This window comes from Parabacteroides sp. HGS0025 (assembly GCF_000969845.1).
GTDB classification, from domain to species: domain Bacteria; phylum Bacteroidota; class Bacteroidia; order Bacteroidales; family Tannerellaceae; genus Parabacteroides; species Parabacteroides gordonii.
In genome coordinates, this window is sequence record NZ_KQ033902.1 from 1,294,770 (window position 1) to 1,307,884 (window position 13,115).

Here is a 13,115-nt window from a genome sequence, read left to right on the forward strand (position 1 = left end):
GTTTTATAGTTCTATATGGATGGGTTGGGAGCCGGGGGCGGCTTTCGTCAGGTCGTCGGTCAGCGGGCTGACTTGGATAGTCAGGGGGAACGAACGGGTTATCCGGTTGCCGCTTTTCGTGAACTCGGCACTGACGGTAATATTTTGAGCTGCAACGACTGTTGCCGGGATGGCCTCGCTCGAAAGTACGAGGGTGGCATTCTCTCCTGACAGGTTGCAGGTGAAATATTCGGGAGTCGGGTTGCAAGACCATGTTACGCCACTCTTCTTTTCCATCCCGTTTTCTTTCAGTTGGATGTCGATCTTGACGTTGCTGCATCCTTCCGGAAGTTCGATCGTGTAGCCGTTGCCTATATTCTTACTTACCGCTATCGTGCCGATCGCAGCCAGTTCGTACGTGCCCGTTATATTCAGTGAATAGTCGGTCAGGTGGATGGTCAGCGGATAGACACGGTTGCGGGGGATGGCCTGATGAAATGTCGTTGTGCGCGGGTTTGTTTCGCCATCGATCTGCATCGATACGCCGAATGCGGACGTTGTTTCAATTATTTCATGCAGGTAGAAAGGGGCGATCGACGGGGCATCCGTGCTACCGGAAGGCTGTACCCATTCCCAGTCGGCCGGGGTCGATGTGCCGGCTGTGGGGTTGTCTTTTCCGATAGCAGTCCGGAAAAGGGAGGTGTTTGCTCGTAAGAAATCTTTGATCGTCAGGGAGGTGATCTTATTGGTTGTGCTCTCTCTCTCATCTTCAATCGTTATCTCCATTCTTGCAGCCATGCGAACGAGTAGGACGGTGTAGGGCGCTTCGGAACTCTCGGTTACTTCCCAGGAGGTAAAGGCGGACATGGGGAAACCGTTGGCGTCGGTTATCTCCGGGATAACGTTGAATGCGGTGTTGTTAGTGACGGCATCCGGCACGTCTGTCCAGTCACCGGAGCCGCTAGCCAGCTTCAGGGCGGAGAAGCCGCTGCCCCTGCAATTGGCAAAGGCATAGACTGTTTTTGCACCGGGAAGCAGTTCGATGGACGACGAGGTGGTCGCTTGGTCGCCGTTACCATCGCCGCTACCGGAGATCGTGAAATCCGTCTCGGTTACATGCTTCTCGACATTTCCTTTATCATTTATAATATAGATGTCGAGTGCATCGATCTTGCCGTCTGCGGAAATTTCCGGGGCGGTGGCGAGTGATGTGTCGCCGGCCTTTGTGGCGGTAGCAGTCTCCGTCTTTTCGGGGGCGACCCTGATGGTGACGGGCACGGGTTTATCTGCGGGGATTCCGGATGCCCCTGCTGTCTCAGCGGAGCATCCGGACAGGGCGGCTACAAGCAAAAAGCCTGCCAGCCCCGCAATAAACAGTATGTATAGGGCCTGTTTATTGCTCATAGTGTGTCTCCTTTCCCAGATTTATATCGTCGAGCCGGATCGTCCAGTCGTTGACGATGATTTCAAGATAATGTGCTTTGCCGCTCCGCATGTCGAGGTAGACCAGGATGGTGTATTCGTCCTGGCGGTCGAGATATTCCTGTGCGCTGATGTCGTGGCTTTCCATGCGGGTGAGGAGCAGGAAGCCGGTCAGGTCGACGCTGAGGAAAGGAGCCGTTTCGCCCTGTTGGATGATGCGGAGCGAGGTAGCCGTGCCGTCGAGCAGGCGGAGTGTGTTGAGTTCGTAGATGGCGGCGGAGTAGGCCGGTTTGCCATCGGAGGCGTTCACCCGGCCGGTGCCTGTATAGTAGGGCAGCCAGGTGAAGGTATCGGAGGAGAGCGGGGCGTTCGATGCGTCGAGATTGCCGACCACTGTCGTGGCTGCGACCTTGAAGCCGGCGGGATCGATGGCGGTTCCGCTGTTGGTGTCGATCAGGACGAGACGGAGTTTGTTGGTGTTCTTGACGAGCGGGAAGAGGATGTCGGTGCCATCCTCCGTATCTTTTACCGTGAGTTCCTGCTGTCCGTGGAACAGTCCCGAGAGTTCGCGGCCGACGATGTTGGCGGAGTCGGGTTTGACGGCCATCTTCCAGTCGCCGATCGGGTCGCGCGGTTGGGGCGTGCTCCAGGTGTAGTCCGCCTCGTTCAGTCCGCCCCATGCCATCAGCCGGTAGGTGCCGGGGGCGAGGTCGAGTTCTACGCGGTTGGCCGTCAGTTCCTCTCCGGCTACGGTGTGCGAGGAGAGGAAACGGCCTTCCTTGTCGTAGATATAGAGTTCCATCTGTTTGGCTTTCTGCTGGTTGGTCATCTCGTGGGCGAAGGCGTCGGCGAACTTCATATTATAGGTATAGGAGAATTGCAGGTGGCGTCGGCAGGGGGGCAGGTCTTCGCGGATCGAGTCGCACGAAAAGAGGCCTGCACCGAGGAGCGCCAGGAGCGGTAATAGCCGGAATATCGTCGTGTTGAGTTTCATCTTTATTCTGTTTATAAGTAAATATTGTCTCCATCCATCTTAGTCCATGTTTCGACGGAGGCTTCTATGTTTATTCCGTTGTTTCCGGGTTCGGGGCCGGGACCAGGATCAGGACCGGGATCAGGACCCGGGTCAGGTTCAGGGCCGGGCCCCGGTTCGTCGGGCGGTGTGGGCTCGGGGTCGGGAGCCGGGAAGGGGACTTCGCCGCCCAGGCGGTCTATACCGGAGATTTTCAGCCGGTAAATATTGTTGCGCACGATGGCATATTCCATGATGCCTTGCCGGGTGTCGTCGCCGTCGTTGGAGTGACGCACGCGCCAGGTGTAGTAGCAGATGCCGCCGGGATATTCGTGGACGGGCATCCGGTAGGTCGCGCCTTCTTTCGCGGCTTCTTCGTGCGAAGCGTAGAGCCGGCCGTTGCAGACGTAGAAGGTCTGTCCTTCGCTGAACCCTTGCGGGATGTAGCGGGCGCGGAAGACGACGGTGGTACAGTAGGCATCGGTCTGGTGTTCGCGGCTGATGGTGTTTTCCATCGTGTAGCCCAGCCGTAGCCAGTCGCCTGCGGGTGTGCCGGAGGTGGCGACGTTTTCCCAGTCTGCGGGGGTGTTGCCAAAGGAGGTATAGTAATTCGCGTAGAGCGCGGAAACATCGATGTTTGTTTTGCGAAGGCTCCAGGGGTCGACCACGTAGTTTTGCTGCGGGCCGCCGGTTGCGGGGAGTTCGTCGCCCAAGTATTCGACGGGGGATGCTGCGGTGAGACGGCCGTCGGTATCGGCGTCGGTTACCCGTTTGAGGAAGTAGCTGCCCGCCTGCATTTTGTTGAGGATGGCTGCGCCGAGGATGGAAACCCGGGCGTTGCCGTAGTCGGGGTCGGCTACCGGATAGGCGGTTTGCGTGGTGCGGTAGTCGATGCGTGCCGCCAGGCGCTCCACTTCGACGGTTGCGTCGGCGGGATTGTTTTCGGGGTTGCCGCATAGGGTGACGCGGTCGGCGGTATGTCCGTCGGAGGTCATGACGAAACGGGAGCAGGTGCCTTTGTCCTCTGTCCAGGCGGAGGTGAGGAGGTAGTCGCGGATGTCGCCGAGCGTCTTGCCGCTGAAGGAAGGGCGTAGGTCGCCCGTGTTGGATGCTACCAGCAGGTCGTATTCTCCTTCGGGGAGGTCGACGGCGATCAGGGTCGTGGTGTCTTTTTCGTTCGCCGCGCGGTCGAAATACAGTATCTTGTCGATCGGCGTGCCTGCCGGGGCGTTGCTGCGTGCTGCGGCCCGGTAGAAGAGGAGGAGGAAGTTGTCGATGCGGTTCTCGTTGTCGAGTCCGGTCTCGCTTCCGTTGCCCGTTTCGCCCCCGGCGGGGTTCGAGCGGGTGCCGTTGCCTGTGGAGGAGGGCGGACAGCGGAGGGATACCCGCAGGTAAGACAGGGTGGCGACTGCCGGGTCGTCGCCGTCTCCTCCTACGCGAATTTCGTTGGAGCAGGCGGAAAGAAGGAGCAACAGGGCGGTTACCAGATATGTCAGTTTACGTTGGGTCATTTGTTTAAATAATTGTAATACAATGTGTTTTCAGACGCGGATGACGCGGATCGGGGGACTGATGAAAAAGGGTGCCGTAGGGAGTTGCCGAGAGGTGCCGCAGCCTTCCTCCCAGGGGTGCCGCAGCCCTCTTAGTAAGGGTGCCGCACCTCTCCGGTGATGGGTGCCGCACCCTTCGGAACAAAGGTGCCGCACCCTCCGGAAGCCGGTTGCCGCGACTCTCGGACGATGGGTGCCGCAGAGGTCGGTAAGGGGCTTCCGGTGCTTCCGGAGCGGGGTTATTCGATTACCGGACGGTCGTCTTCACCACCTCCGCCGGGTGTCTTTTCTGTTTTTTCCTTTACGCGTTCAAAGTTTACTTTTCCACGTATATCCTGGAGAAGCTTTCCGGGGATATATTGAACCTTCGGCTTCTTCATCATCGTGGCAGCATCGAACGTGTCCGGGGTAGCGGAGCCTTTGCTTCCTCCTGAGAGCAGAAAGCTGCCCAGTTCACCCATCTGGACCAGGCGGCCTTCTTTTACATTTTTAGCAATATGATGAGCGGCACGGTCAATGCAGCTCTTTACATCAGCGCTGGTCAAGGCTGTTTCCTCGGCCACATCGCCACATATTTCCTCGAAACCGACGGTTCCGTTGTTCACTAACTGCGCAAAATATTTTATTGCGTCCTCGGGTGCATCCTTGGAAAAATCTTTCCGCTTGACTAATTTGTATTTAGCACTCATGATTTTAAATTTTAAGATTATTATTCATCGCGCACCGGTTCCGCAGTGCAGCGTGTTATTTTATATTTATGTAATCGATCAGGCCTTTCCCGGGAGTGAATTTGACCGACAGGGTCGGTTTAAGCATACAGGGGACACCGTTTTTGGGGTTACGTACCAGGCGTTCTTTCCGGCGGTTGGGATAGAGTTTTCCGAAATTGCGTAAATTGATTTCTTCGTTTGCTGCCAGCGCTTCTGCGATGGATTCCAACATCGTATTAACAAACAGGTGGGTTTCGCCTACAGGTTTGTCCAGTTTACGGGCTATAATCGATTCGAGTTTACTTTTGTTCATACTAGTGTTTGTTTTACAGTTCAACTTATTTATGAAATAAGTTAAATACCCCCTGCCAAGTAGATTGTAATAGGGTAAAAGAGGTCTGAATAAATGTTTATTTCCCGTATTTCCCCTTCCTAAAGTGTTAAACTCCGGGTGTTTTAAAAACAAATATTAGAATAATGGATGTTAAAGCATGAGAAGGGCGGCTCGTCATACCCCTACATATCCGCAGGAGGGCATAACAAGTAACATATTCACCAAAAACATCTATAAAAAAGTAAAAACCGCTATACGGTGTAAGAGATTGCCGCCTCAGGAAAAAAAATGTTCCCGTTTTACTTCCTTTATTCCGTTTAATCTTCTACATTTGTTGCGCATAAGCAGTGGGTAACAAAAAATATCGTTGGATATTCAACAAACATTTTCTGTACAGCCTTATTTCATAAATAAGCACTCTTCCCGGTACCACCTTTCACATTTTTTACCAATAGTAAGTTTATGGATTTAGTGATTGCCCGGTTGGCCTTGTTCAGCTCGGACTGGTCGAGTTGTCCGAGGTAGTAACGCGTTGTTTTCTCTGACGTGTGCCCCATTCCCTTGCCGATCACCGAGACCGAGACATGCCGCCGTTGCGCTTCTGCCGCCCAACTGCGCCGCATGACATACGAGGTCAGGTTGGGATGTATCTTCAACAGCTTGCCGATCGTTTTCAGCGCTTTGTTGTAGGCGGCCAGCATCCCTTTGTATTGACTGTGGGTGACAGGCTTCGACATCACCGGGAAAAGATATTCGCCGTCGTTGCGGTATTTCCGGATGATATGCCACATGCCGGGGGTGATTTGCATCCGTATCTGTATACCTGTCTTGTGGCGGTTGTAAACGATATCGCGGCCTTGTATGTTGCTTTTCTTCAGGTGGATCATGTCGACGAAAGGCATTCCATAGGCCATGAAACTGAAGAGGGAAAGGTCGGCCCTGAATGCCAGCCGGGGATCGTGGCTGAAGTCGGTTGTGGCGATCTTCTCAATGCCGGCCGATGTGAGTGGTTGCCTGACCGTTACATCCCGTTTCAGTTTCAGATGCAGGAAAGGATGTTTTCCCATCTTGAAGGGGTGGTCGTTCAGCACGGAGTTGAATATGGCCCGCAAGCTGCTGGTATAGCTGTTGATGGTGTTGATCCTCAGGTTTTTTGCTTGCAGATAGCCCTGGAAGTCGCTCACCTGTGTCGGGGTGATCTCGTTGAGATAAATGTCCTTTTCCCCCAGGAACTCGAGGAACCGGTGGCCGGCTGCCTGGTAGAGGTCGGCCGTACTATCTTTCCCCATCGACCGCTTGCTTTCGACTCGCCTGCGGATACATTCGGTGAGGAGAAGGTGTTTACCTTTTCTTGTTTTTACTGTTGTCATTTCGTTCGTGTTTATAGATGTTGTAAAGATAACAGATTTCCCTGTTGACAGTTCAGTCGGTAGTTGACAGATTTTAACGAAATAATGTTAGTATCCTTCGATTATAGTCTTACTTTTGTACAAATTCTCAATCAAACTTAATTTATTTACTACTATGCAAAACAGACGAGACTTTTTAAAGCGCGCCTCTATGATGCTTGCAGGAGGTATGGTTGCTCCTCAGTTATTATCTTCTTGTGCCGGGAAAGGAGCTACTTCAGAATCGACCAAACATATCGGTTTACAGTTGTATTCTTTGAGAGACCTTGTAAAAGAAGAAGGAATTCAGAAGGTACTGGAAGCTGCTTCCAAAATGGGTTATACAAATCTCGAAACAGCAGGCTACGACAACGGTAAGATCTACGGTATGGCTCCTGCCGAGTTCAAGAAAATGTGTAACGACTTGGGTATGAAATGTACCAGCGCCCACCTGGGACAGGAGTTTACAAAAGAAAAAGAAGCTGAAGTAATGAGTTGGTGGGACAAGGCTATTGCTGCCCACAACGAACTGGGGGTTAAATATATGGTTCAGCCCTGGATGCCGGTAAACGACCAGACGACACTCGACGACCTGAAGATGTATTGCGACTATTTCAATACGGTAGGTTATAAGACGGCTGCAGCCAGCATCGCATTCGGTTATCATAATCATGCTTTCGAATTCCGTAAGATCGACGATCAGTTGATCTACGACTTCCTGTTGGATAACGTAAGTCCGAACCATGTGTTCTTCCAGATGGACGTTTATTGGGTGAAAGAAGGAGGTGCCGATCCGGTTGCTTACCTGAAAGCCCGTCCGCGCCAGTTCAAGACGATCCATATCAAGGACGACATGGAGATCGGTGCAAGCGGAAAGATCGATTTCAAACCGATCTTCGACCAGATGTATGCTAACAAGGTAAAAGACTGGTATGTTGAAGTGGAAGAATACACCAACAACGATCCGGTGGAAAGCTGCCAGCAGAGTTTCGACTTCCTGAACAAGGCGGATTATGTGAAATAAAAGTAAATCAAAAGACGATATTTCATAAGGGCGGGTTTCAAACCCGCCTTTTTGCGTTTATCCCATACATTTCATAATATTATCCCAATCCTTTGCCAGGCTCTCCATATCCGGATAGAGCAGATCGGCTCCGGCATCCAATAATACTTTGTCGGGCAGGGGGCCTGTGTTGACGGCGATGGTAAAGATACCAGCGGCAACACCGGCTTCTACACCCATCGGAGCGTTCTCCACGACGAATGCTTCATTCGCACGGACGCCGGCTTTTTCCAGTCCCATCAGGTAAGGTTCGGGATGTGGTTTGCCGTATTTCACATCGAAGGCAGTTACCATCTTCTCGCGGCTGAAACAACCGGGATAGGTATGCTCCAACTTATTGATCAGGCTATGCTGTCCGGAACCGGTAACGACCAGTGTTTGTAGTCCGTGGGTTTGAGCCTGTTTCAGCACATCCCCGGCACCGGTCATCGCCTTGCCGTCGTTGTATTTGTTGAAAAGCATTGCTTTCTCGTCATATAGCTCTTGTTTTTCCTTATCGGTAGCGTCGCGTTGGAACGTGCGCCGGTATAATTCGTTGATCGTACTTTCGCCGGTACGGCCTTCAAACATATAGAAGTCCGCCTGCACAGCCTGAAGATGGTGATTCATGGCCGTTTCGTACCAGGCGCGGGCGTGAAAACGCATTGAGTCGTAGAGTACGCCATCCATATCGAAAAGTACGGCTTTGGGTGAAAGAGAGGTCTGCTTACGCTTTAGCAGATAACGGTTGACAGCTTCTTGTATCATTCTGTTCTTATTCTTAATAATCTTTGCAAAGTTACGAAAAATCTTGTACTTATTTTTTATCTTTGGTGTGAACAACCCGTAAAAGCGGGTGCAGTAATAACGAATAAAAATGGATGAGTATGAAGAAGAGTGTACTATTGTTTACGATGATGCTGTTTGCTCTGTGCTTCCAGAGTAAAGCCCAGGACTGGACTGATATGCAGCATGAGGTTTCTTTGAGTTATGGTGGTCTTCCGGTAGCCGATTTGCTGCACCATTATGAGCGTTATTTCGATCCCTCTGCCGAGTCGGTCGATTTGTATGATGATAAGGGTAAGTTCGGTGCATTAAATATCAGCTATCTCTTCTATCCGGATGAAGACTGGGGTATCGGCCTGGTCTATTCTTATACGAACAGTGACAAGCGTATTCTTGCCGGCGACAAAATAGTCGGCGACTTTTTCAACTCATACCACTCTATTTGTCCTTCCTTCAAATATAACTGGTATAATTATAACTTTATCACGTTGTACTCCCGGGTGAATGCCGGAATCGCTATTGCAACGGCAAAAGCGTCTTTTATCAATGAAGAGAATAAGCCCGACGAAGATACCCGCGTAAAAGCCTTCTTTATGTATCAGGTTTCACCTATCGGTATAGAGCTGGGAAGACAAATGGCCGGCTTTGTAGAGGTCGGTTTCGGACATATGGGAACGGCAATGGCCGGGATACGGTACCGTATGTAAATAAGAAATGACTTTCGTTTAAACAAAAAGAGGGAGAATCCGGAATGAACCGATTCTCCCTCTTTTTATGATTACTGAATATCCGTCTTATAGTTTCTTGCGGATCGCTTCGCTTTCTTTTTCATATCCGGGCTTGTTCAGCAACGCGAACATGTTTTTCTTGTAAGCTTCAACACCCGGCTGGTCGAACGGGTTGACGCCCAACATGTAACCGCTGATACCGCATGCTTTTTCGAAGAAATAGAACAACTGGCCGATGTAATAAGCATTTACTTCCGGCATGGTGATCTTGATGTTGGGAACACCGCCGTCTACGTGTGCCAGCTGAGTACCCAGTTCCGCCATCTTATTTACTTCGTCGACACGTTTGCCTGCCAGGAAGTTCAATCCGTCCAAGTTGGCTTCATCGGTCGGAACGATCACTTTATGGGTCGGTTCTTCAACAGAGATAACCGTTTCGAAGATGATGCGTTCGCCTTCCTGTATCCACTGGCCCATTGAGTGCAGGTCGGTTGTCAGGTCGACAGAAGCCGGGAAAATACCCTTTCCGTCTTTACCTTCGCTTTCGCCGTACAACTGTTTCCACCATTCGCCGATATAATGCAATTTCGGGTGGAAGTTGGCAAGGATCTCGATCTTCTTACCGCTCTTATATAATTCGTTGCGGGTAGCAGCGTAGATAGCCGACAGGTTTTCAGCGAAAGGTACTTCGATACCCGTAGCCTTTTCCAGAGAAACAGCACCGGCCACCAGGTCGCGGATACTGATACCTGCTACTGCGATAGGCAGCAAACCAACCGGAGTCAGTACGGAGAAACGTCCGCCTACATTGTCGGGGATGATAAATGTCTTATAACCTTCCTGATCAGCCAACGTACGAAGAGCACCTCTCTTAGCATCTGTGATAGCAACGATGCGGTGTTTTGCTTCTTCCTTACCTACGGCATCTTCCAGCTGTTTCTTCAGCATACGGAATGCCAGAGCAGGTTCGGTTGTCGTACCGGATTTGGAGATATTGATCAGACCGAACTGTTTGCCTTTCAGCACTTCGCACAATTCGTACAGATAATCTTCGCCGATATTCTGTCCGGCATATAGAACAACCGGGTTCTTACGGTCAGACTGCAACCAGTCGAAACTATTATTCAAGGCTTCAACTACAGCTTTTGTACCCAGGTAGCTACCTCCGATACCGATGGCAACAACCACTTCGCATTTGGAACGAAGTACATTTGCTGTATTTTCGATGTCTGTTAACTCTGCATCGGTGATAGAAGAAGGAAGATGTAACCAACCCAGAAAGTCGTTACCGGCTCCGTTCCCATTATGTAAAGTGGCAATACATTCGTTTGCCTTCGCTTCCTGTGCGTACACCTGTTCCTTTGTAACAGCGCCCAGTGCTTTGTCGATGTTAAGACTGATGTTTTTCATACCTATTTAAATGTTTCTGTCAACTGCCGTATGATGGTAGTCGGCGATTTTCTTTCATATAATATATCGTATAAGGCATCCAGGATCGGCATCTTCACCTTATATCTTTCGTTTATTTCGTGGATACACTTGGTGCCGTAATACCCTTCGGCGATCATTTCCATTTCCAGCTGGGCTATCTTGACCGAATATCCTTTTCCGATCATGGTGCCGAAAGTACGGTTGCGGCTGAAGCGTGAATAAGCAGTCACCAGCAGGTCGCCGAGATATACCGAGTCGGTCACGTCTCGTTCCAGGCTGTGCACCGAGTTCAGGAAGTTACGCATCTCTTCAATGGCGTTACAAATGAAAACAGCCAGGAAGTTATCACCATATTTCATGCCGTGGCAGATACCTGCTACGATCGCATAGACATTCTTCAGAACGGATGCATATTCTATCCCTCTGACATCCTTGCAACAGGAGTTGTTCAGGTATGGATTTTGAAAGACGGATGAAATAGCCTTTGCATGTTCGATATTTGAACAGGCAAGCGTGATATAGGAAAGACGCTCGAGTGCGATCTCTTCTGCATGACACGGGCCGCCTATTACGGCAATGTTCTCCATCGGGACATTGTAATATTCGGCAAAGTAGTCGGCAATCAGCATGTTCTCGTCCGGAACGATCCCTTTGATGGCCGAAATGATGAACTTTTCGTTCAACGGTGTCGTAACCTTCATCAGGTGTTGTTTCAGGAACGGAGAGGGGGTTGCAAAGATCAGTGTATCGGAGTCCTGAATTACCTCGTTAATATCAGTGTAAAAGTTTATTTTGTCGGTATCGAACTTAACGGCAGACAGATAACCGGGGTTATGTCCCATCTTAATGAAATCGTCCACCTGATCCTGCCGGCGCATATACCAATTAATACTATCCTGTGTAGAAAGTACAATCTTGGCTAAGGCGGTAGCCCAGCTACCACCTCCCATTATTGCAATTTTTCCGGGTAAATTCATGGTACCACCTTATTATTTGGCTGCATTTGCAATCCATGCTTCGACCTCTTCGGCCGCAGGATTTTGCAGTTCCAGCTTATACTTCTTGTTCATTTCACAAAGCTCCTGGCGCAGCTTATTGGGGTTGACTTCCTTCAAGGTGTCGACTGTCAGATAACCGGCTTTCTGCAAGGCGGGAACCCAGGCTTCATCGATACCCAATGCCACGTATTTATCGGCTGCATCTTTCTTTACAGTCTTTTCAGGACGCATCTGCGGGAAGAACAATACTTCCTGGATGGTTGTCTGACCGGTCATCAACATCACCAAACGGTCGATGCCGATACCGATACCGGATGTAGGAGGCATACCGAATTGCAGTGCGCGCAGGAAGTCTTGGTCGATGAACATCGCTTCATCATCCCCTTTTTCGCTCAACTTCAACTGATCCTTGAAACGCTCTTCCTGGTCGATCGGGTCGTTCAGCTCGCTATAAGCATTTGCCAACTCTTTACCGTTCACCATCAATTCGAAACGTTCTGTCAGTCCCGGTTTGCTACGGTGTATCTTAGTAAGCGGGCTCATTTCAACCGGATAGTCGATAATGAATGTCGGCTGGATGAATGTACCTTCGCAGAATTCTCCGAAGATTTCATCGATCAGCTTACCTTTACCCATCGTATCGTCGATCTCCATCTTCAATTCTTTACAAATTGCACGGATTTCATCTTCGTTCTTGCCTTCCAGGTCGTAGCCGGTCTTTTCCTTAATGGCTTCCAGGATAGGTAAGCGACGGAAAGGAGCCTTGAAGCTGATGGTCTTGCCGTCGACTACGGTTTCGCATGTGCCGTTGACTGCCATACATATCTTTTCGAGCAATAGTTCCGTGAAACTCATCATCCAGTTGTAATCCTTATATTGGACATACAACTCCATGCAGGTAAATTCCGGGTTGTGCGTCCGGTCCATACCTTCGTTACGGAAGTTTTTCCCGATTTCGTAAACTCCTTCGAAACCACCGACGATCAGTCTTTTCAGGTACAGTTCGGTAGCGATACGCAGATAAAGGTCAATATCCAATGAGTTATGATGCGTGATAAACGGACGTGCACTTGCACCACCGGCGATAGACTGAAGGATCGGAGTCTCTACTTCCGTATATCCGGCTTCGTCGAGCACAGCGCGCATTGTTTTGATCACTTTTGCACGTTTCATGAAAATATCCTTTACGCCATCGTTTACGATCAGGTCGATATAACGCTGACGGTAACGTAGTTCGGGATCGTTAAATCCGTCATAAGCTACACCGTCTTTGTATTTAACGATAGGCAGCGGTCTGAGTGATTTGGATAATACTGTTATCTCTTGTGCATGTACGGAGATTTCACCCATCTGTGTGCGGAATACAAAACCTTTGATTCCTACAATGTCTCCGATATCAAGCAGCTTCTTGAAAACGACGTTATATAAATCTTTGTTTTCGTCCGGGCAGATATCATCACGGGAGATATACACCTGTATTCTGCCTTCCGAATCCTGCAACTCCATGAAGGAAGCCTTGCCCATGATACGGCGGCTCATGATACGGCCTGCAATGGTTACAGGACGGGGTTCTGCATCGTCTTTAAAGGATGCCTTTATTTCATTGGAATATGCGTTTGTTACGTACTCGGCAGCGGGATAAGGTTCTATCCCCATTTGGCGCAATTGCTCCATGCTATTGCGTCTTATGATTTCCTGTTCACTCAGTTCTAATAGATTCATTACGCTATTATTT

General features: G+C 50.2%; 12 protein-coding genes. 2 read left to right on the plus strand and 10 right to left on the minus strand.

Annotation, left to right across the window (positions count from 1 at the left end; translation table 11 throughout):
- Positions 1–3 precede the first annotated feature (3 nt).
- From HMPREF1212_RS04640 to HMPREF1212_RS04665, 6 genes are all read right to left on the minus strand, one after another.
- Positions 4–1,383, minus strand: a complete 1,380-nt coding sequence (locus HMPREF1212_RS04640; RefSeq protein ID WP_046148587.1) for a fimbrial protein — start codon at positions 1,381–1,383, stop codon at positions 4–6.
- Positions 1,373–2,395 carry a FimB/Mfa2 family fimbrial subunit gene (locus HMPREF1212_RS04645; protein ID WP_046148588.1) on the minus strand — a complete coding sequence of 341 codons (1,023 nt, stop codon included), beginning with the start codon at positions 2,393–2,395 and terminating at the stop codon, positions 1,373–1,375. Before HMPREF1212_RS04645 ends, HMPREF1212_RS04640 begins: the two co-directional genes overlap by 11 nt.
- A gap of 11 nt (positions 2,396–2,406) precedes the next feature.
- Positions 2,407–3,924, minus strand: a complete 1,518-nt coding sequence (locus HMPREF1212_RS26860; RefSeq protein WP_046148589.1) for an Mfa1 family fimbria major subunit — start codon at positions 3,922–3,924, stop codon at positions 2,407–2,409.
- 278 nt (positions 3,925–4,202) lie between these two features.
- Positions 4,203–4,652, minus strand: coding sequence for an HU family DNA-binding protein (locus tag HMPREF1212_RS04655; RefSeq protein WP_028727635.1), 450 nt, complete (start codon positions 4,650–4,652; stop codon positions 4,203–4,205).
- A 55-nt stretch (positions 4,653–4,707) separates the two neighbouring features.
- The gene (locus tag HMPREF1212_RS04660) at positions 4,708–4,986 is read right to left on the minus strand and encodes an HU family DNA-binding protein (RefSeq protein ID WP_046148590.1); all 279 of its coding nucleotides are present in this window, start codon (positions 4,984–4,986) and stop codon (positions 4,708–4,710) included.
- 425 nt (positions 4,987–5,411) lie between these two features.
- Positions 5,412–6,377: a site-specific integrase gene (locus tag HMPREF1212_RS04665; RefSeq protein WP_046148591.1), complete on the minus strand. Its 966-nt coding sequence runs from the start codon at positions 6,375–6,377 to the stop codon at positions 5,412–5,414.
- 154 nt (positions 6,378–6,531) lie between these two features.
- On the opposite strand from HMPREF1212_RS04665, the gene HMPREF1212_RS04670 reads away from it, so the two are divergent.
- Positions 6,532–7,419 carry a sugar phosphate isomerase/epimerase family protein gene (locus HMPREF1212_RS04670; RefSeq protein ID WP_028727632.1) on the plus strand — a complete coding sequence of 296 codons (888 nt, stop codon included), beginning with the start codon at positions 6,532–6,534 and terminating at the stop codon, positions 7,417–7,419.
- Positions 7,420–7,476: 57 nt separating this feature from the next.
- On the opposite strand, the gene HMPREF1212_RS04675 is transcribed toward HMPREF1212_RS04670, so the two are convergent.
- On the minus strand, positions 7,477–8,205 hold the full coding sequence (locus tag HMPREF1212_RS04675) for an HAD-IA family hydrolase (RefSeq protein WP_046148592.1): 729 nt from the start codon (positions 8,203–8,205) through the stop codon (positions 7,477–7,479).
- A gap of 119 nt (positions 8,206–8,324) precedes the next feature.
- Here HMPREF1212_RS04675 and HMPREF1212_RS04680 point away from each other — a divergent pair, with 119 nt between their 5' ends.
- Positions 8,325–8,930, plus strand: a complete 606-nt coding sequence (locus HMPREF1212_RS04680) for a hypothetical protein (protein WP_147337516.1) — start codon at positions 8,325–8,327, stop codon at positions 8,928–8,930.
- 87 nt (positions 8,931–9,017) lie between these two features.
- Here HMPREF1212_RS04680 and HMPREF1212_RS04685 read toward each other — a convergent pair whose 3' ends face one another.
- The 3 genes from HMPREF1212_RS04685 to lysS are packed head-to-tail and all read right to left on the minus strand — an operon-like array spanning position 9,018 to position 13,102.
- Positions 9,018–10,361 carry a glucose-6-phosphate isomerase gene (locus tag HMPREF1212_RS04685; protein WP_046148593.1) on the minus strand — a complete coding sequence of 448 codons (1,344 nt, stop codon included), beginning with the start codon at positions 10,359–10,361 and terminating at the stop codon, positions 9,018–9,020.
- Positions 10,362–10,363: 2 nt separating this feature from the next.
- Positions 10,364–11,359, minus strand: coding sequence for an NAD(P)H-dependent glycerol-3-phosphate dehydrogenase (locus HMPREF1212_RS04690; protein WP_028727628.1), 996 nt, complete (start codon positions 11,357–11,359; stop codon positions 10,364–10,366).
- 12 nt (positions 11,360–11,371) lie between these two features.
- On the minus strand, positions 11,372–13,102 hold the full coding sequence (gene lysS, locus HMPREF1212_RS04695; protein WP_046148594.1) for a lysine--tRNA ligase: 1,731 nt from the start codon (positions 13,100–13,102) through the stop codon (positions 11,372–11,374).
- Positions 13,103–13,115: the final 13 nt, after the last annotated feature.

Coding starts and splice junctions, on each gene's coding strand:
- HMPREF1212_RS04640 (WP_046148587.1), bottom strand. CDS start 1,383: ATGAGCAATAAACAGGCCCTATACATACTGTTTATTGCGGGGCTGGCA.
- HMPREF1212_RS04645 (WP_046148588.1), bottom strand. CDS start 2,395: ATGAAACTCAACACGACGATATTCCGGCTATTACCGCTCCTGGCGCTC.
- HMPREF1212_RS26860 (WP_046148589.1), bottom strand. CDS start 3,924: ATGACCCAACGTAAACTGACATATCTGGTAACCGCCCTGTTGCTCCTT.
- HMPREF1212_RS04655 (WP_028727635.1), bottom strand. CDS start 4,652: ATGAGTGCTAAATACAAATTAGTCAAGCGGAAAGATTTTTCCAAGGAT.
- HMPREF1212_RS04660 (WP_046148590.1), bottom strand. CDS start 4,986: ATGAACAAAAGTAAACTCGAATCGATTATAGCCCGTAAACTGGACAAA.
- HMPREF1212_RS04665 (WP_046148591.1), bottom strand. CDS start 6,377: ATGACAACAGTAAAAACAAGAAAAGGTAAACACCTTCTCCTCACCGAA.
- HMPREF1212_RS04670 (WP_028727632.1), top strand. CDS start 6,532: ATGCAAAACAGACGAGACTTTTTAAAGCGCGCCTCTATGATGCTTGCA.
- HMPREF1212_RS04675 (WP_046148592.1), bottom strand. CDS start 8,205: ATGATACAAGAAGCTGTCAACCGTTATCTGCTAAAGCGTAAGCAGACC.
- HMPREF1212_RS04680 (WP_147337516.1), top strand. CDS start 8,325: ATGAAGAAGAGTGTACTATTGTTTACGATGATGCTGTTTGCTCTGTGC.
- HMPREF1212_RS04685 (WP_046148593.1), bottom strand. CDS start 10,361: ATGAAAAACATCAGTCTTAACATCGACAAAGCACTGGGCGCTGTTACA.
- HMPREF1212_RS04690 (WP_028727628.1), bottom strand. CDS start 11,359: ATGAATTTACCCGGAAAAATTGCAATAATGGGAGGTGGTAGCTGGGCT.
- lysS (WP_046148594.1), bottom strand. CDS start 13,102: ATGAATCTATTAGAACTGAGTGAACAGGAAATCATAAGACGCAATAGC.